Annotated in this window: 6 protein-coding genes and 2 pseudogenes; 1 reads left to right on the top strand and 7 read right to left on the bottom strand. The window is 33.8% G+C overall.

Translation table 11 applies throughout. The features are described 5' to 3' along the window. Positions 1–103: 103 nt before the first annotated feature. The 5 genes and pseudogenes from ASM33_RS03480 to ASM33_RS03460 form a co-directional block, all read right to left on the bottom strand. A pseudogene (locus ASM33_RS03480) lies at positions 104–277 on the bottom strand (IS110 family transposase); the annotation flags it as partial. Between the two features lie 9 nt (positions 278–286). Next, positions 287–2,380 (bottom strand): recombinase family protein, encoded by a 2,094-nt coding sequence (locus ASM33_RS03475; RefSeq protein ID WP_110409269.1) that lies wholly within the window; start codon positions 2,378–2,380, stop codon positions 287–289. Between the two features lie 161 nt (positions 2,381–2,541). Then, entirely contained in the window at positions 2,542–2,874 is a 333-nt protein-coding gene (locus ASM33_RS03470) for a DUF5372 family protein (RefSeq protein ID WP_110409270.1), read from the bottom strand. Beyond that, a pseudogene (locus ASM33_RS03465) lies at positions 2,859–3,704 on the bottom strand (IS110 family RNA-guided transposase); the annotation flags it as partial. The pseudogene ASM33_RS03465 and the gene ASM33_RS03470, both read right to left, overlap by 16 nt. Positions 3,705–3,958: 254 nt before the next feature. Continuing rightward, the gene (locus ASM33_RS03460; RefSeq protein WP_110410360.1) at positions 3,959–4,612 is read right to left on the bottom strand and encodes a JAB domain-containing protein; all 654 of its coding nucleotides are present in this window, start codon (positions 4,610–4,612) and stop codon (positions 3,959–3,961) included. A gap of 295 nt (positions 4,613–4,907) precedes the next feature. Between ASM33_RS03460 and ASM33_RS03455 the strand changes: the two genes are divergently transcribed. Beyond that, positions 4,908–5,969: a hypothetical protein gene (locus tag ASM33_RS03455; RefSeq protein ID WP_237342959.1), complete on the top strand. Its 1,062-nt coding sequence runs from the start codon at positions 4,908–4,910 to the stop codon at positions 5,967–5,969. Here the strand turns inward: ASM33_RS03455 and ASM33_RS03450 are convergent. Further along, the gene (locus tag ASM33_RS03450) at positions 5,966–6,313 is read right to left on the bottom strand and encodes a helix-turn-helix domain-containing protein (protein ID WP_110410362.1); all 348 of its coding nucleotides are present in this window, start codon (positions 6,311–6,313) and stop codon (positions 5,966–5,968) included. The two genes, ASM33_RS03455 and ASM33_RS03450, sit on opposite strands and share 4 nt — an antisense overlap. A 172-nt stretch (positions 6,314–6,485) precedes the next feature. Then, positions 6,486–19,994 (bottom strand): ankyrin repeat domain-containing protein, encoded by a 13,509-nt coding sequence (locus ASM33_RS03445; protein WP_110410363.1) that lies wholly within the window; start codon positions 19,992–19,994, stop codon positions 6,486–6,488. Positions 19,995–20,031 lie beyond the last annotated feature (37 nt).

Below are 20,031 nucleotides of genomic sequence, written 5' to 3'. Positions count from 1 at the left end.
AGCTAATGAATATGTGTATAAGTATGTCCCCACATATTTTAAGTACTTATGCACATATTCATTAGCTTATAAAACTAAGGTTCCATATTTTCCTTCACGATTATTATCCAATAAAAAATTCAAATTTTGTGAAATCTTTAAAAATCCAGTTCTTTTTAAGCGTATAGAAAATGGTTGTCAGGAATTTCCTAGCAGTAGCAATAATGGCCTTAGCAGAACCACGCCTTTTTTTCACATTTTCATAGAAACTTTTCAAGTAAGGACTATAACGTATAGCACGATAACTTCATAATACACCTCCTTCAATTTGTTTTTGTGATTTCAACCTTGCAATTGCTATTTTAGAAGAGCTCTCAATACGTTTTTTTAACTCCAGTTCTTGTTCTAAACTTATCGATATCCAGAACCTTTCACCAATACGTCGTGCATTAATAAACTTACGTTCAATCCAATAACGTACTACGTAATGACTGACATTGAATTTTTCTGCAACTTGTTTCACTGATAACTCTTCTTCAGATTTTTGATTACATAGTGCTGGGATCTTATGTTTAAATCGAATCCATTTCATACTTTTTATAGTAAAAGGATTACCTTTATTTGTTGTCAGCCCCTCTTGGTTTAACAAACTAATAATTTGTTCATCAGTCATTGTTTTCGATAGCTGTCTTATCCGATCAATTATATCATCTGAATGCCTCCATCTGTCATAGGATTTTTTTGGCAATTGCACCTCTAAGTCCTCTATAGCATTTGTTTGCCAGCGTATATGTAGTACTGCTTTTTGTTCACTACGTAGTTTTTCAACAGTAATATCCTTAACTAGAAGTCGTAAAATACGCTTTCGATCTCTTGCACTTGTTGATTCTGCATTCCATAAGCGTGGTAAGTCCTGAGCTAGTGCCAACACTTTCTCTTTTTGTTGTTTTGTAGCTGTAAGTACATCATTTTTCTTATATTCATCATATTGATTCTGTGCTTCTTCCAATGCTATTAAAGCTTCGTTCCAACGTTTCTCCAATGTTCCAGCTACTAGGCGATTTGATGGGTCTACTTCTTCATAACGTCTCTGTGCCAGTTGTACTTCATAATCTGCTCTTTTTATCTGCATTTGCCATTGTTTATCTAGCATGTGACCTCGTTGCTCCAATTCTTCAAATGCTTTTACGGCAATCTCAATTTGCGCAGGTTCCATGACTTCCAATACTCTTTTTACGATAGCTTCATCCAGAGGATTTCCATAAACAGAAAAACAACTCTTACTATCTTCTCCCCACTTCTTTTTCCAATTACATTCATAAACAGCAAGAACACCACCTTTGCTCTTATACCTTACAGTAAGACGACAGCCGCAGTAACTACAAATTAATAATCCCTGCAATAATCCCAATCCTTCTCGTACTGCTGTAGGTAGCATATTCTCTTCTCCACTGGTTTGATTATTTGCTAAAACCTTTTTATTTGCTACATATTCTTCCCACGTTATATAACCTTCGTGGTGGTTTTTTATCATTGTATGCCAGGCTTCTGTCGGTAGGCGAACTACTGTTGTCTTGACCAATCCAGTACTTGATAATTTTTTCTGATATTTAAAGCGACCATAAACATAAGCTCCAGCATAAGAAGGGTTTTTTAATACTGAACATACCCTAGAATGTGTCAGTGCTCCCCATATTAACTTTCCTTTCCAAATACCACCATATGCTCGTTTTGGAAACTGTATTTTGTTCTTACCAAAATGATGTACTACTCCATAAGCACTGCCCTTTTCTTTAAATACTTTAAACAATAATTGAATCACACTTCTTACTTGCTCATTATCGTCAAATCTAGTATTACCTTCATCATCATAGCAAAATCCTACTGGGAGAGGAAATCGAAGCTCTCCTTTCTTAGCCTTATTTACCTTACCTCCTAAAAGTCTAGCACGGATGAAATGCAACTCTGCGTGTGATATCGTTCCTTTTAGCCCAAGTACCAATTGGTCGTTGAAGTCATTAGGATTGTAACAACCATCTTCATCTATAATCAATGTATCTGTTAAAGCACATAATTCCAGTAATCTATGCCAATCACTGCAAGATCTAGATAATCTCGACGCTTCCAGTACAAACACGGCTCCTACTTTTCCCATTGATACATCAGCAACTAATATTTTAAAATCTTCTCGATTATTAGCTTGAGCTCCTGAAATCCCTAAATCATCATCTAAAACTCTTATGGCATTCTGAGACCATCCCATTTGTTGCGCTTTATCTTTCAGTTTATACTGCCTTTCAGTACTCTCCTGATTGAGCCTTACCTGTCCCATTGTTGATTGCCTTAAATAAACGTATGCTGGTTTTAATATATGGTGGTTCTGAATTTTGTGTGCTGTCATTATTAATATCCTCCGTTTTAATCAATTGTTGTTCCACTATTAAATACTCATGCAACATGTTTGCTATACAAATAGCTATCCTGGTAGCATCTACTGATATTACGGAGGTTTTTCCTTCCAATGGCATAATTTCTTTCCTATAATCGTTTCTGTGTTAGTCATTAATCAACCTCTTTGCTATTTTTAGCTTGATCAAGATTGGTAACTAATTTAACTAACTGCTGAAGATGGGAAAACGATAAAATAGGCGATAAATCAGTAAGGGTTTGATAAAGATTAGGATCTGCTTTGTCTGTCCAATCACGTGGAATGCCTACTGTACCACGCGTCAACGTTTTCAAACTAAATATATCCCGATTATTAAAGTTTTTTGTTGATAATATTTGAAAACTTTTCCCCTTCCATGGATGGAATGGATGAGTAATAGTAGCGTATCCCGAATATCGACTGGACTTAGGTGCAGTTAATTCTAACCATGAGCAACCCAAGTACACTGTATTAAAGCAGTGCGTGCCATTTTCGACCCTCGTTTGGTAATCCTTCCAATCGTGCACTGTTGATTAGATTGAGAAACATATGGTACAACTCCAAAATAAGCAGTGAGTTTTTCAGGATCGCGAAAGTCATTAATATCACCAATTGTTGTAATAAAAACAGCTGCAGAAATTACACCAATGCCTTTAATGCTAATGAGATTATAAAATCCAGGAAGCTGTTTAACAAAAGTTTCAATTTCCTTTTCAAGTTTCTTGAGGCTTTCTCGTATAGCTTCTAGGTGATAGCTGATCACTTCAATTTCAACTTTTTCCAAATGACACCAATTATGTTTTTGAATAGCACGTTTAAACCCCGTTTTGGTTGTCAGTGCTTCCTTTTTAATTTTTATTCCGTGGTAATTAAAAAGACTGTGCATTTTGTTAATCAAAGATATCCGTGATTTTACTAACTGTTCTCTTGTTTTAAGAAGAGAAACTAATTGCTGATATTGTGTGTTTTTGCATCTTGCTTCAGGCAGCATATCCTTGCTTAGAAAAAAAGCAATAGCTCTTGCATCATGCTTATCTGTCTTGTGTACAGAACGGCGAATAACTTCGAATTGCAAAGGAGCAATTATTACCACACGCTTGACGTAAGGTAACACTTCATCATAAAAGAAACAGCTGTTACCTGTTGCTTCTAAAGCTACTTCATCTGTTGGCTGAAGATTCTCAATAAAATTGTTTATATCCTGCAAGCGAAACGTGCGAATATATTCTGGTTTTTCTTGCTCTAAATAACAGGCAGTGAAGCTATTTGTATGTAAATCAACTCCAATGTAACGCATACTTTTTCCTCCAATTGCATAATAATATATCAGAGTAGAATATTGCCGGTTGATCCAAACTCCTATACGCGGTCACCGAATTTTATGGGCCGCACGATGGTTTTCGGTGGCAGGTGCGGTTAATCTAAAGTACGAGGTCTTCTTTCACTGCATATAAAAGCAGAGGGAGCCTCAAGCTTTGCCCAACCTGCTACCTATCCACTCTGAGAAGTTATTATCTTCTCATGCTCTCAACCGAGCAATAACTATTCATATCATCTAAAGTAATTTTTTTCTGTCACAATTATATGGTCTATTAACTCTATCTCCATGCTACTGCACGCTAATGATAGGATTTTGGTTAAACTTATATCGTGCTGTGATGGTTTTGCACTTCCTAAGTGGTTGTGTGCTATAACCATTGCCGTTGCTCCTACTAGTAGTGCTCTTTTTATTACTTCTCTCGCATATAGAGGTGTTTTATCTGCTGTTCCCTCCTGAATATACTCATCGATAATACGAGACTTCTTGTTTAAATATAGAACAAGAAAACTTTCTCTATTTGATTGAGCTATGGTTATTTTTAAGTACTCTATCAATTTTTTCTGATTCTCAACTATTGGAAGCTCTTTCAAGTCTTCTCTGAGCATTCTCTCAATTGTTTCTCTCACACACATAATACTTGCAATTGCTGAATCGTTCATGCCAGTTACACTCTTTAATTCATGAAAGTCAGCGCTAATCACCTTACCAATTCTCTTGAACAGATTTAATAATTTTTCTGCAACTTCTTTGTTTTCCCCTTTATTGAATGAAGAATATAGAATAAGTTCCACCAGCTCAAGATCAAATAATGACCTACCTTTGCTTGATAGTACTCTTGTTTCCAGTTCTTTTTTTCTATTGTTTCCGTTTTCGCTATTATTCATAAAAATTACCTACTAATTAATGACTAAAAATTTTCAATTGTTTACCCTGCTTTTTTTTGCAGTGGTCGTCATGAAGCCATCGATTTTGGGGGAAGTCAAGTCATTTGCTAAAAATTTTTTATAATTTATTTATTAATAAAAATACAGAATATATTAGTACTTTTTTGTTTTATTTCCTACATCCTTTGTTTAGCATAAATAGTCTTTATAAGGCTTGACTAATCTTAAGGAGCATATTATATTAATCTTTTATTCATAACTGAAGTTTATATTAGTATAAAATATGGAGGCTACAATGAGTTTAATACCTGAAAATGCATTAAAAGACATAGTTAAAGACTTGTCAGCTAATTTGGTACCTGCTTCAAAAACAAATAAACATTATCCAGAAAACCTGAACCCCTTTCAACCAGCTCTAAGAAAAATCAGGCTAAGCGAGTATGAAAACAGAAAATTAAGTGAATTTTTGGAAAAGGCTATTTTAGCCAAGAATATAGACGAATTAAATAAAATTGTCGAAGAAGCGTTATATTCAGGCATAAGAATAAATGCACGCAATGAGGACGATTTTAGTTTTTTCAGTGTCATAGTACTTAAGATGCATGATAGTAAATTTACAGGAAACAAGCAGAAAAGCATAATTACAAAGTTAGCACTAAATGGAGCGGATTTCGATGAACTAAGTAATTTTGATGGACTAGATAATGAAAAAATAATTGAAATTTGCAATAAGGTGAAAAAGGAAGTTGAACCACAAACACAGGACCGACTTAAAAAGCTGAGAGAAGTAGCAGAGAATGCATCTATGTCAGGAACCGTCAAGGATGTGGAGTTTGACAGTCGTTCATTTTATATGGAATTTTCAAAGAATAGTATAGTAGACATGGGAAAGGTTATAGAGGGTGCAAGGAGTCTTGGATTTGATAAAGGGAATGTAAAACTTGGCGGCAGTATCATAAAAATAGGGAATGGTAAAGTTGAGCTAAAAACCGGGAAAAATGGTGAAAGAAATTACGCAGATGTATCAGATAATAGCACCTTTATAATAACTTTTTCTACTAGCTTGGGAGAATTACACGTCAGAGTATACCAAGATGTGAAAAACTATGATCAAATACAAGTTAAGATAGAAAATAAAGAATTATGGAATGAGCTGCAAAAGGCTGGAGAAATTGTGGGACAGGGCTGCTTGTTTGGAGGAATACCTGTCAAAGCGGTAGTAGAAAAAGGATATTTCATGAGACCCGGAAGATCAGAGTCTACTGAAGTAATAAAGTATGCTAAGCCACAAAGCAGTGAAACCGTATCCTGGGTTGACAAAGTGAAAAGCGATAAAACTACATTTTTAGAACTTTAACTCTTTGGAAAAGATTTTATGACTAAACGAGCTGATCCCTGCAATTCTTTCTTGATTTTTTTGTAGTCTGCGATCAGCTCTATTATTTCCCTACCTTCTTTATCACTTTCATTATCTTCATACAAGTCCGAAGACATATCAATAAAAAAGTCCGATACATCAACTGAAAGAACTTTTGCTAGCTCATGTAACCGACTTGCTGAAATTTTAGCTTCAGCTCTCTCGTATTTCATTATTTGGCTAGATGAAATGCCTAACTTCTCTCCCAGCTGTATCGTCGTCAATCCACGCGCTCGTCTCCAGAGTCTTATCTTTTTACCTATTATTACATCAAGAGAATTCATGATAAAACTATAACCATTTGCAGAATATATTACAATGCTCTACTAAAAATGGAAAGAATCTATTTGAGTAGAATGCCATGAGATTCACCGTTACTTTACCAACTTCATAATTTGATTTAAGCAATGTTAAGGATCAGCTATGTTTTTAAAAGTAATCAATATTATACTCTCTTTATAGTCCCAGTACGTTGCTTATTTTAGCTATTGAAGTACCATTTAAGAAAGTACTAGGTTCTTTGGACTCTATAGCAGTTGCTGAAACACTAGGTTTAGGACTACCCGTTAAAGTCTTCTGTTTATTCATTACAGTTTCTTTCTCATCTACCATTTCCTCCAGATGACTTTTTAATTGTGCTAAAAACTTACCGGTCTGTTTAAACTCTGGGCTAGCTTCTTTTGCAGATGAGTATAAGGTCTTTGATATTTCAGAAAAATTACCACTTCTTATTTTTCCAACTATAGTTGATTGTACTGGTATAGGATTAAAATTTACATCTTGTATACCACAACTCCTTGCCGTACGCTTTAGTAGTGTATCAAATCCTAAGGTAATACTTGATGCATAGCCTTGTGCCTCTAGTAGGGATATAGATTTATCTACTGAAGAAACATACTTTTGACCTGTAATTTTTCTTACAAACACATCCAATAGCAGTATTGTACCATCAACATCTACTTGCGCGTTGACTTGTGATATTGAACTTTGAGTTGTATTGTTTTCAGGTAAAGCAGCTCTAGAACTAAATAACCCACCTATAGAACTTTTTACCCAACCGAATAAATCATTTATACTTGATCCAATTCTTGTAGCTGAACTTACTATATTTTCTTCATCGATAGCACGACGGCTGCGTTGATGTTCTGTAGTATTTCGATGGTTTAATAAATCAACAATTTCTCTTTTACCTTGCTGTTCTGCTGTACGAAGAGCTGTCCAACCACTACTATCTTTTGCATTAATATCTGCTCCTTTATTCAGTAATGCTGAAGCTACTTCTCTTGATGCTGCTAAATGTAAAGGTGTCTCATTATCATCAGTTCTAGCATTAACATTAGCACCCTTATTCAGTAATGCTAAAACTGTCTCTGTATTACCCTTGTATGCTGCCCAATGAAGAGCTGTCCTCCCTCCTATTGTCTTCGCATTAACGTCAACACCTTTTGCAAGTAAAGCTAAAACTATTTCTTCATTACCTTTTTCTGCAGCTTTGTGTAGCGGTGTCCAATGACCATTAGTTTTAGCATTAACATCTGCTCCTTTATCTATAAGATATTTTACTAGATCTAAATTACCAGAAGATGCTGCTTCATGAAGAAGAATATTTCCATAATTGTCTTTAGTGTTTACATCAACCCTCTTCTCCTCTACTAGATACTTTACTAGATCCAAATTGCCAGAAGATGCAGCATGGTATAGTGGTGTCCTTCCATAGTTGTCTTTAGCGCTAACATCAACTCCTTTCTCATCTACAAGATATTTTACTAGGTTCAAACTTCCAGAAAATGCAGCATGGTGAAGAGGAGTCCTACCATCATTTGCTTTACTGTTCACATCAGCTTTCTTCTCTTCTACTAGATATTTTACTACATCTAATTTACTAGAACCAGAAGATGCTGCTTCGTGTAGTATAGTATTGCCATCATCTGCTTTACTGCTTACATCAAATTTATTTTCCTCGATAAGATTCTTTACTAAATTCCAGTTAACCCATTCATAGTAATAAGGGTTCAGAACATTTTGCGTATCTTCCTCTGCTAAACAATTATAAACTTCAATACCATTTTCTATGTCAAGACTTACAAGCAAGTATTTAAATTCTTCATCATCGCCTAATTCTTCTAGTTGCTGATTTGCAGCATTGCTTATATCGTATTTACTTATTAGATGCTGAATCTCTGACAGTTCTGATAAATCTACCTCTATTGTTTGGTTAAACTTCAGTACAGAAACTTTACCTCTATTCTCTATCGTAAAATTATCTTTTGCAGCAAAGCATTGATCTAAATCTTTTAATAATACGTCCCTTTCTTTATCAGGATCTTTTAATGATAAATTAGTTTGCCCTTTTGCTATCAGCCATCTTAACGCTTCCACTACCTGACTATCTTGTAAAACTTCTTTTAACTTTTCTTTGTTATAAAGAGTAGAATACGTAGCAACAAACTCTTGTTGATCTTCTATTGAATCAAAACCTAGGCAGCTATAAGTATTAATACCATTTACTATTCCATTACTTGCAAGTAAATATTTTAGGCCATTTACTACTTCATTGTCTAACTTTTCTAGTTGTTCATCCAAAGTATTACTCACTGCAGCTTTATTGATTACAGCCTGAATCTCTGACACTTGTGACAAATCAAATTTATCTAATTTTCTGACTTCTATTGCTTTGTCTTCCTGACCAAACCTCAACATTGAAACTCTATGATCTGTGTCGTTCCAATTCTTTATGACAAACGTGGCATTACTTTGAGCAGCAAAAAAAACAAGATCATTGTTATCAGCTGACACCTCAATATCTGCAGGGTCTTTAAGTAGCAATATTCCTACTCGTTTATCATCTTGCTCTACTGTAGTTAAACTACCATTAACAAACTTTTGGTTGTGATAAATAGTAGAGTTAAAAGTAGACATCCTATATTCTCTAAAACTGTCATAATAGCTACTTCTTATCTCATCTTGATAATTTATTGCAATTTTGGCTAATTCAGATAACTGCTTAGAACTTAGCTTCTCTTTACTACGAAAATTTAATGTAAAGTTTCCATATTGGTTGCCATAGAAGTTTTCTACCTTAACTATTAGCGGTTGATCATCCATTAACATGAGGTCATTTCCATATCTATAAAACCTTATGTCATCTAGCTTAGCGTCCACTATAACTTCTGGATTATTTTGCACCTTTTCTGCCGATAATAAAAACATGTACTGACCTTTTGTCGCATGGAAGAAAGGTACTAGCTGCACATAAGACTGTTTACTTGGCCATGGTAAAAATGTGTTTTTGTCTTTATCTATTATTGTTAAGTGTCTATAACTGCTATTTCTAAAGAAATTTTCTACTTTGATGTTTGCTGTTACGTTGCCTGTAGCTATATGCAAATCATCTTCAACTCTATTGGTTTCAATTGAATCTGTAGGTAAGTAAAGTATATCAAGAGCTTTTTTCTCATCGTAGTTGTTGATTGTAACATTAGCTTTCTCACATGAAATCAGACTATAAACATCACTTTCTTCATTACCTTGAGCAAAAGTGACATTTTGAGTTAGCGGTATTACATCACTACCTTCAGAGCCAAAGATCATATTGTTTCTTGCTGTGTCCCTCACTACTCCATAGACTGTATAGTTGCCATTAACTTGAGAAATTTCTTGGTAGCGCTGAGCAACTTCAGCTCTAGTTGTTAAATTAGTTTCTGCTTTTAAGTTGAAGTGTGTAGAATTTGACTGAATGATAGGTTCAATAACACTGCCATACTTATCGATCAGTAGATAATGATGATTATTCTCTTTATCTAAATAATTTTGAACATCAAGTGTAAATGTACCACTATTTCCACTATTACCTTTAATCTCTATTGATAACGTATTGTTTGTAGATGAATAACTAATATTTGAAGCTCTTTGTAATAATGCAGTATCAGAAAATATTACAAATCCTTTGCCTTCACCCCTTATTTCAGCATGACCAGCACTTGGTTTAATGTAAAAAGTATTGTCAGATTCATTACTTACTACCTTAGTATTTCCTGTAACTATCACCTTTCTGCAGTTACTTACAACATCGCTATTTCCACTATTACCACCACGACTATCTATTACTATTTTATTATTCATGTTCTGACAATCAACATGTTCTGCTTCTGCCTTTCTACCAATAAAATGATTAATATTTTCAGCAGTCATTTGGGCTTCTTGAGTGGTGACGATATTATTTTCATAAGATAATCCTTTACTTTTTAACTGGCTCACATCAAGTACATTAGTTGCATTTGCTGTGCCACCAGAAACCCTACCAAAGAAATTATCATCGGTTAAAGTAAAGACATTGCTGGTATGATTGCTGCCATATATTTTTGCTCCACCTTGGGCAATATTGAATTGATTATTATACTTACTGCTACTTACTATCAGACCATTTCCATTTACCAAACTTAAATCAAACACCATAGTTGGGTTTTCTATAGTATCATTCTTACGGCCAACTATTATAGCATTGTGACAATGATAAATAGCTGTAGAAGAATTGCTGTACAATGCAGGGCTATCGCCATACCCACTATCCCAATGAGGGACAAGAAAATCACTATGAGGAACAGTGTACACTGGTTTTCTACCAATGAAGCTGTTGTCATATTCGTAATCACGGTGAGTAAACTGAGGAAGACAAAGCATTTGTGCATCAGGAGAAGGAGATACCGGGACAATACGTGATAAATTTCGACCATTTCTTTCGTTGCTTGGGCTGGACATACCAATAGAGCTACTACTTGGCTCCACTTTCACCTCTTTTGGTTTTGGTAATAATTCTTTAATTGCTTCTTCCAGATCCTCTTGATTATGAACGTAAATATCGTTTCTCAATTTGGCACCTGTTATAGATTGTTCCATATCATCTACCATTCTTTTAGAACGGGAATGAGTATCATCGACAAATCTAATCTCTCCAAGTCCCATACCATAAGCAGCTACATGAGTATTATTCTGGAGATATTCCCATGCTTGTTCAGCTAATTTATTTACTACGTCTTTCCTTGCTGCAAGATATTGTACATCCTCAGGTGGTAGTTGCAGCGCAAATGTATGCCAAAATAGTCGAAACTCTTGGTTAGTGGTTAATTTGTACTTCTTATACTCAATGACCATACTAGTACCACTATAAAGCCCTTGACCAACAATGATTCCAAGTCCAATTACAGTGCCAGCACCTGGTTTTCCAAGAGCAGTAAATGCCACACCTATTGCAACTGATGAACCAGAGAAAGTAACTCCTGCTATACTATCTCTCCATTCTTTAGAGCCTTTTTTGCTATTTGCTAAATCAATTGATGAACTGACTAAATCATAAATATCAAATGGACTTGAGATTAACCCAGCAAACCCTCTTGTTAAGAAAATACTATGTTTCATCTGCTTAATAACTTGTGGCGCTACTTTTACAATGCCATCTTCAATTAGCTGCGAAAATAATGAAAAGCCAATTTCTCCAGAGCCAAGTAAAAAGCCTTGAGTATCTCCATAACGTATAGAGTGAGCAATATCATAGAATCCTTTGGCCATACTGATTCTGCCTGCTGCGTTAGTTAATCTATTTGGCCAGTGTTTCGTATTTGCAACTTCCATGTAATAAGGCAAAGCTTTAATTGATTGTTCTATTGGCCCTTTAAGAATTTTATTCAATTGATAAGAATCTAACATTTGACCATCATTAGAAAGAACTAAGTCTTGTATAGTTTTAGTATCCTTAATCTCATTAATTGACCCATCAAAATGCAGAGTAGAAACCTTTTGTACTAAGTCTTGAACAACTTCCTTTTTATTACCTTTAAGGTTTTGTAGATATTCACGAGCTGTGATCTTTATTTTACCAGAGTTTAAGTTTGCTGCTAAGTTTTCGCTGTTCATTTCAGAATTAATTAGTATAGGAGCACTTGCCTCTACATGTAATTTAGCTCCCATGTCATACAGTGTTACTCGAGATATCTTCTCACCATCAACATCAATCAGGCCATGCTCTTGATCTTGCAAAGAAAGAAGATGACGTTCTGTTTGAATTGGTTTTTCTAAGATTTCTTTCTGCTCATCTGTTAATGCATTATTTGCCGCAGTAACATCAAAATGCTCTACTAAAAACCCTTCTTCAGCCAGTTCATAGCCCGCATATTCTACACCTTTTTTCACAACTTTCATCAGCTGATCAACATTTTGTAAATCAGATACCAAAGCAACGTTACTATCAAAGTATGTATAAGTGTTACCTCTACGGTAAATTGCAACTACGTGATTGCTAGTGACTAAATGAATCGCAAAATCTTCAGTGAGTCTACCTACATAACGAGATAAATCATCAAGTGTTTTATAGCTTTTAATGTGACTAAGAGTTGAAGGCAAGCTGCTTGTAGGTGAATTTAACTCGCTCTCAGCACCATCAAGTAAACGACTTAAGGCAAAAATCTCCTGTTCCTCTCGAGAAGATATCTGTTTACCTTGCGCTAGGCGTTCATACAGTTCAGCTGAGGTTTGTAAGTTAGCCAAGAATGATTCATGCACTTGCCATAAAAATAACCCTTGAGAAAATATGCGAGTAATGGCTGCACACTTACCATCGATCTTAATATTTCGACTTTCAAATGATGGCAAATATAGTCCTTGCTTTACTGACTTTGTTTCAACTTCAGGAAAGTTACTGCCTATATACTTACTTAAACGTGTAAAGGCTTTTTGCTGTTTTTGATTAGATTGTATTTGACTACTTGAATGTCCTAATTGAGCTTTAGAAAGTAAATCAATAATACCGTAATTACCTCTTTCTTTAGCTGAATCTAACAGAGTTTTCCCGTTTTCATCTTTAGCATTAACGTCAGCTCCTTTTTCTATTAGGTATTTTACTACTTCCCATTTCAAACTGTAAGCAGCTCTATGCAGCAGTATACCGTAATATCCCTTAGCCTTAGCATTAACATCAGCTCCTTTTTCTACTAAGTACTTTACTACTTCCAATTTCCCACTTTCAACAGCTATGTGCAGTGGTGTTTCACTGTAATATCCCTTAGCATTAACATCAGCGCCTTTTTTTACTAGGTACTTTACTACTTCCAATTTTCCACTTTTAACAGCACTGTGCAGCAGTGTTTCATTGTCCTTAACATCAGCCCCTTTTCCAACTAAGTATTTTATTTCTTCCAACTTTCCACTTTCAACAGCACTGTGTAGTGGTGTAATGCCATTGTTGTCCTTAGCATTAACAAATTCGCTCAACTTATCAAGGTCTGTTTCTTCTACATGCTTTATTAGGTATTTTACTACTTCCCAACTTCTTCTTTTAGCAGCAATGTGCAGCGGTGTTTCCTTACCTTTGTTCTCAGCATAAACATTTGCTCTTTTCCCGACTAAATGTTCTACTATATCCAACTTTCCACTTTCAACGGCACTGTGTAGCGGTGTAATGCCATAGTTGTTCTCAGTATTAACAAATTCGCTTAACTTATCAAGGTTTATTTTTTCTACATATCCTATTAGGTATTGTACTATTTCCAAGTTTCCCATGCTGGAAGCTCTGTGTAGCGGTGTAATGCCATAGTTGTCTTTAGCATTAATAAATCCAAATTCGCCCAACTTATTAGGGTTTATTTTTTCTATATACTCTATTAGGTATTTTACTACATCCAATTTTCCACTTTCAACAGCACTGTGTAGCAGTGTAATGTCATCGTTGTTCTTAGCATTAACAAATTCGCTCAACTTATCAGGGTCTATTTTTCTTACATACTCTATTAGGTATTGTACTATTTCCAAGTTTCCTCTTTTAGCAGCAATGTGCAGAGTAGTACTGCCACTATAATCAACAGCATTAATATTAGCACCCATACCGATAAGCTTGCTAACTTCCTTCCGAATTTCTTCTGCTGAGCTTCCTTTATCTACAGCCTCTATTAGATAATAGTTGATAATATCTCTATAGTCCACTCTACTGTCTTCAGGTTTTTGCTGAATATAGCTTAATAACTCTCGCTTTTGATCTTCATGAAGACGATAAAATTCTCCACCATACTTTCTCAACAAAATTATAGCAACTTCCCAGTGCTTGCCTTTAGCAGCTAAGTCTAATGGTGTTTCCCAATTGTCATCTGTAATATCAGGATCTGCTTGTTTGCGTAATAACAACAGCACAATTTCTTGACTACCAACTTTAGCAGACCAGTGTAATGCTGTTTTGCCTTCATTATTTTTAACATCAACATCAGCTTCATACTCTAATAGTACTTGAGTTGCATCAACTTTCCCTAGCTCAGCAGCACACATTAATGGAGTGTTACCTTCAGTGTCTTTGGCATTAATATACTGGTCTATATCTTCTTTCGTTTCTTTAATTTTATCCAAGATTAATTTTATTATTTCTTTCTTATTACCATGTACTGCTTCATGTAATATTGTAGGGTGTTTATTTTTTATGAAAGCTTCTATTGTTCTTTCTAAAAGTGGTTCTACTACTGAAGATTGGTCATTAAAATCAATCTTGTTATCTGCCTGACCAAAAACTAACTCTTTTAAGCTATTTGGGTTATTCTTCATTCTATCTAACAGAATATCAATTACCTCTTTATGATCATTTAATGCAGCATAGTGTAATGGTGTTATTCCATACCCTTTAGTATCAAAAAGAAACTTATTTAATTCCTCAATGTCATCTTTAACTTCATTTAATAAGGCATTTACCACATCTTTGTTGCCATACTTAGCAGCTTTGTGTAATGGAGTGCCACCTCTCTTATCTTGAGTATTAATAACTGCTTTTATAGTATCAGAACGCTTTGCTTGCTGTAATAGATGTTCAACACTGTCTCTGTCATTTTTCTGAATAGCATTAAATATATTATCAATAAGTTTTAATAATTTTAAAATTTTAGATGATGGTTCAGAAAATTGAAACATAAGCTCTAACGCTTTCATCTTATTTTTTTTACCTACATCACTCAACTCCAATAAAGTTGTACTCAAAAAATCTATATCTTCAGAAGCAGTGATTTTCAATATTAAGTCATCTAATCCTTCTGGATTCTGCTTTTGGACAGTTTGCTGTACTCCTTTTTGCAACTTCTGTTTGCACTTCATTGCTTCATCTTTTACCTCATCGAATGCTTCAGAAATTTTATAATTCTGATTGACAAAAAGTTCCAGCACTCTTTTTAACAACCCCTCTTGCCCCTGCATATCATCGCTAGGGTTTTGTGATCTTAATTGCTTTAATACTTTAGAACCTAATATCTCATTAACGCTATAACCACCACGTTTCCACATTTCTTCTTGCTCTTGCAACCCATTCATATAAGAATCAAGTGACTCTAACACTGTATCTAATTTTTCATCCAACCCAAACCATGACATATAATCAGGCATTAGTCCTACTTTCTTTAATGCTTCATGAATTGTATCACCACTCAGGTTATGGCTCTTTAATTCTAATACTTTATCTGATACTTCATCCAGTATCTCATCAATTTTATAATTCTGCTGTTGACCAAGTTGATATACTTTTTTTAACAATTCTTGCACATAATGCATCTGCTGGGCAAGTTGTAATGGTGTTTTATCATTACTTGGGTTATAAATAACACCATATTCTAGCAAATGCTTCACTGTGTTAAAGAAATTTATATTTGTATCAGAGTAAAACAAATTACCCTTATAATTGACTTTTGTTATCTTGCTAATAGGAGCCAACAGACTATCGTATTTGAACTCGAAAATGATTGTATTTAAAGGTGTAAAACCTTCCTTATCAACTATGTTTAAATCAAGACCTTTTTTTACAAGAAGCTCCATTATTCTTGAACTTACATTTGAGTCTTCGTAGCCAGGCAAGTACCCAATAATATACATTACAGCGGAAGTAGAGTGTCCTCCAATTTTAAGATTATTGACACGGTCAATGTTAGTTTGCTCTATTAATAATTCAATCACATCTAATGGTGCATGTTCAGTAATGGTGTAAACTAGTAGTGATGTTCCATAACCACCACCAATATCACTATTAACATCAATTATTTTTAATTCTGGATTTAAATTTAAACAAGATCTAAGGACATCGAATTCTTTCCGCTCCAAGATAAATTTGAGTAGAGTATAGTGGTTGTTATCCGCCCTCCAAGTAAGATAATCAGGAAATTTTTCAATGAGAGTTTTTGCAATATTTATGTGACTATTTTCAGCAGCTAACCAGAAAGGACTAAAGTGCCATTTACGATAATAATCTAAATGACCTGAATCAACTGTGAGCTCTGGTGAAATTATCAAGGCGTTAGTAAATTTTATACACCCAGTTTCAGCAGATATGCGCAATAACTCTAATTTCTCATATTTGTTTACAACTACACTATTAATAATTTCTGAATCTTTTTTTTCTTCTCCTAATAAAGACAATTCAACAATAGTGAACAGTAACTTTATAGACTGTGAAAGATTATCAAATTTATAGCCAGGAGATTTAGTTATTTTAGGAGTAAGATTCTTTAATAGTGTAGTAATTTTGTGATCTTTATCAGAGAAATCAGTATCTTTTGCAAAGTCTCTCTGTGCTGCAGAGTAAAAGAATCTATAAATTTGTAATTTATAATCTGCAAAAGTATTTTCAATTATAATATCTTTAAGAAATCTATTTTCAAACTTGTCAATTTCAATTGACTTAAATTTTTCCCAAAGGTAATCAGAGGCAAAATATTCGGCATAACTACGGTGAACGAAGCTGGGCTTACCATTGATAATACGATTAATAATACCTATATTCTCTTTACCTTCTTCCACCTCTTCTTTATATTTTTTTATTTCATTCATTTTTTTGTTAGAAAGAAGCTTATTTAAGTCTTCTTCAGAGAAAAGTGCACTTAAAGCTAATAATCTATGTTTTTTTACAAAAGACTCTTGTTGTGATTTATATACTTTATCTATTTGTGCAGAATAAATGATCTTTTTTCCTACAAGATACCAATCCTTGTGTTTACTTTCAACAAAGCGCTTATATAAGTCGACCAGATCAAGCTTTTCAGGTAAGTTTGGTTCATTTTGACTAGAATCGTGAAATTCTTTAAAATTATTTTTAAAAGCTTGAGCAAACATTTTTATCTGCAACGGTATACCAATAAATTCTTCTGTATCAGCAATAGATCTTGATAGAAGATCAAGTGATTTCTCGATATACTTTTCTAACCGAGTTTCATTAATATTGCCGAGATCTAGGTTTTTACTCCAAAATTTCTTTAAAAATGTTTCTTGATTCTCTCTGGATAGTGGCTTTAAAGTGTATGCTAATATACCTAATTCATCTTCTAATTTGTCTCTCATGTGTGGACGAGTAGTTGCCCATAACTTCTCCACTTTTGTATCTTTTAAAATTTGTAGTAGTTCAATAACTTTTTCCTCATGTGTAGTAATTTCATCAAACCCATCAAATAACAAAGCAATTTTACCTTGATGATTCACTCTGCTCTTCCATAACCCTTTCTCTAGAGGAGTTTTTAGATCTGCCATATCCAATGGGAAGTTAATAACTTTATCTTTACTAAAATTTATCTCATCTAGCTTTTGCATATAATCATTTAAGTTAATTCTTATAATCCATAAAGAAGGATCAGATTTTTTCATTTTTTCTGCTAGCTTAGTTAATACAGTAGATTTACCCATACCAGATTCAGCACTGATGATTACTATTTTATCAGGTATATCTGTAATTTCCTCAGGTGTGTATTGTTTAGGTTTAGCACTTACATCTACAAATTTACGTAGCTCAGATAGATCACCTTGAGATTGTTGCCATATAAACCCGTTATCCTCTTTTTTGAGCCAATGAATATTATGTTGTGAGTAATCTTGCTTTAGCTGCTTAAAGTTTTCTTGCGTATTTTCACTATTATCTAATACAATAAACCTTATAGGGTTACTTTTATCTGGATCGTTATCTCCAAACCTACGTACCTTTTCTTTTTGCTCTTCTTTCTGCTTCTCATTAACTAACTTGTATAACTTATCTTGTTCTATATTACTAATAGCGAATAAATCAGTTATGCTTGCTTTTAAAAACTCTTGTTTAATTTTTACCTGACGATTAAATGTTCTAGGAATATAATAATCTTTAACATCACCTAAATCTTGAAGTGGTTTACCTATCTCTATTTCCTTACCGTTAATAAGCTTAGATAATACTTTCCCGTTTATTAATTTTTTTAACTCTTCGTAGTCTTTGTTTATTAAATCACCTAAACTTACCTCCTGCCCTTGAAATATAACTTCTCTGTCTTGCAAGAATTCTGCTTGTTGTTCAGGAGTGAGATCAAGATCGATAAGCCCATTGTTTTTATCAGGTTTTTCTATACAATTTTCATCAAAACCAGTCTTAAATTTACTAGCTAAAATATCACCTTCTTGAGTGATAAGAATAATTTTTTTACTACCATTAAGTTTACCTTGTAGAGAATTATATAATTCTTGTACATCTTTCTTTTTATCGTCACATTCAATTATCAATAAATCACCTTTTTCAAAAGCACTCAATACATGATCTTTTATTAATAAAATAGAGCTTAAGCGCATGAAAATATAACTATCCTGTTTTTGATATTTATCTATAGCTTTCATTGCTTGATACACTTTAATAGAAGTTAATACACTTTGTTCAGTAATGAGGTTAAAGATTTGTTTTTGAGAAGTAAAAAAATCGCTTAATTCTTCATGCTCTTCATTTTCATGTCCTTCAGTAAAAGTAAGAAGTCCATCAACTATATCTGATTTAAACTCAATATTAAATTCTTCAATTTTTTTAATATATTCTAAGGTTGGACCAATAAGTATCAGTCGATTAATTTGTTGTCTAGCCTCATTAAAAAATTGTGAAACTTCTTCAGCAGTTGAGATAAATTTCTCTTCAGTTAAGTCTAATGCTTTGGCTATTTCAACTCTAAAAGCATGTGCTATATAATCGTTGTCAATTAATCCAAATTCTTTGCCTAATTCATCTTCAACAACCTTACTTAACCTATCCTTAGAATAATTAACTGCAAATACTAACTTATTAAAAAAACCTTCTATATCGTTCTTTATATCGGTTAAGCTATGGTTTGGTAAATCCTTAGGTAGTGTAACAGTAGCAGAACCTTCAAACTGATTAAAATCTTTTATACCTTTCCAGAATGAATCTTCGTCTACTAATATTTCTTTATGGGTTTTAAAATTTGCGATTCTAAACTTACATTCCTTAAGCTTATCAGCTGTTAGCTGACTTTTTAATGTGTTTCTAAAAACTTTTAGATTGTCATCTGGCAGCTCATTGTCACTTGCGGCCCAAAACTTAGGATTAAATTGTATATCATCATCTTTCTCAATCAGTACATATCCCTTTAATTTATCGATATCCTCTGTAATATCTTCGCTTCTTATAATTTCGACATGTCCACTTTCATATATTTGAGATGCAATTTTTTGAGCTAACTTTTTACAATCAGATTCAGATATTACTAAATCTCCCTGTATATCTTTCTTCTTGCCTGTAACATTAAATCTATATTTCGTAAGTTTATTAGCAACTTGCTCTGCTGAATCCTGACTATTTATCAATCCTTTTGATTTAAGCTCGTTTTTTAAGGCATCTCTAAAAGCTTGTAAATTACCCAACTCATCATTACTCTTAGTCCAAAACTCATGATTAAATTGTGTGTCACCATTTTTCTGAACTAGTACAGATCCGCTTAATTTATCAATGTTCTCTTTTATAACTTTTGCTTTCCTTTCAATTTTAACAACATTAGGTTGACTGTCTGTTACTTTAAGCACAATTGCGTTAGCAAGAGCTTCAGGATTGTTTATCTTATAATCCCTGTTTAAAGATTTTCTTTGACTTGTAAATGCTTCTTGAAAAAAAGCTTCTCGTAAATTATTAATCTGCTCGGATAACCCTCGACCGCTTATACACAACTGTACGAACGTCTAATTTAGCGATAAGATAGGAAAA

The organism is Wolbachia endosymbiont of Folsomia candida (assembly GCF_001931755.2).
GTDB lineage: Bacteria > Pseudomonadota > Alphaproteobacteria > Rickettsiales > Anaplasmataceae > Wolbachia.
Note: the sequence above shows the minus strand (reverse complement) of the source record. Positions and strands in the feature narration are given on the sequence as shown.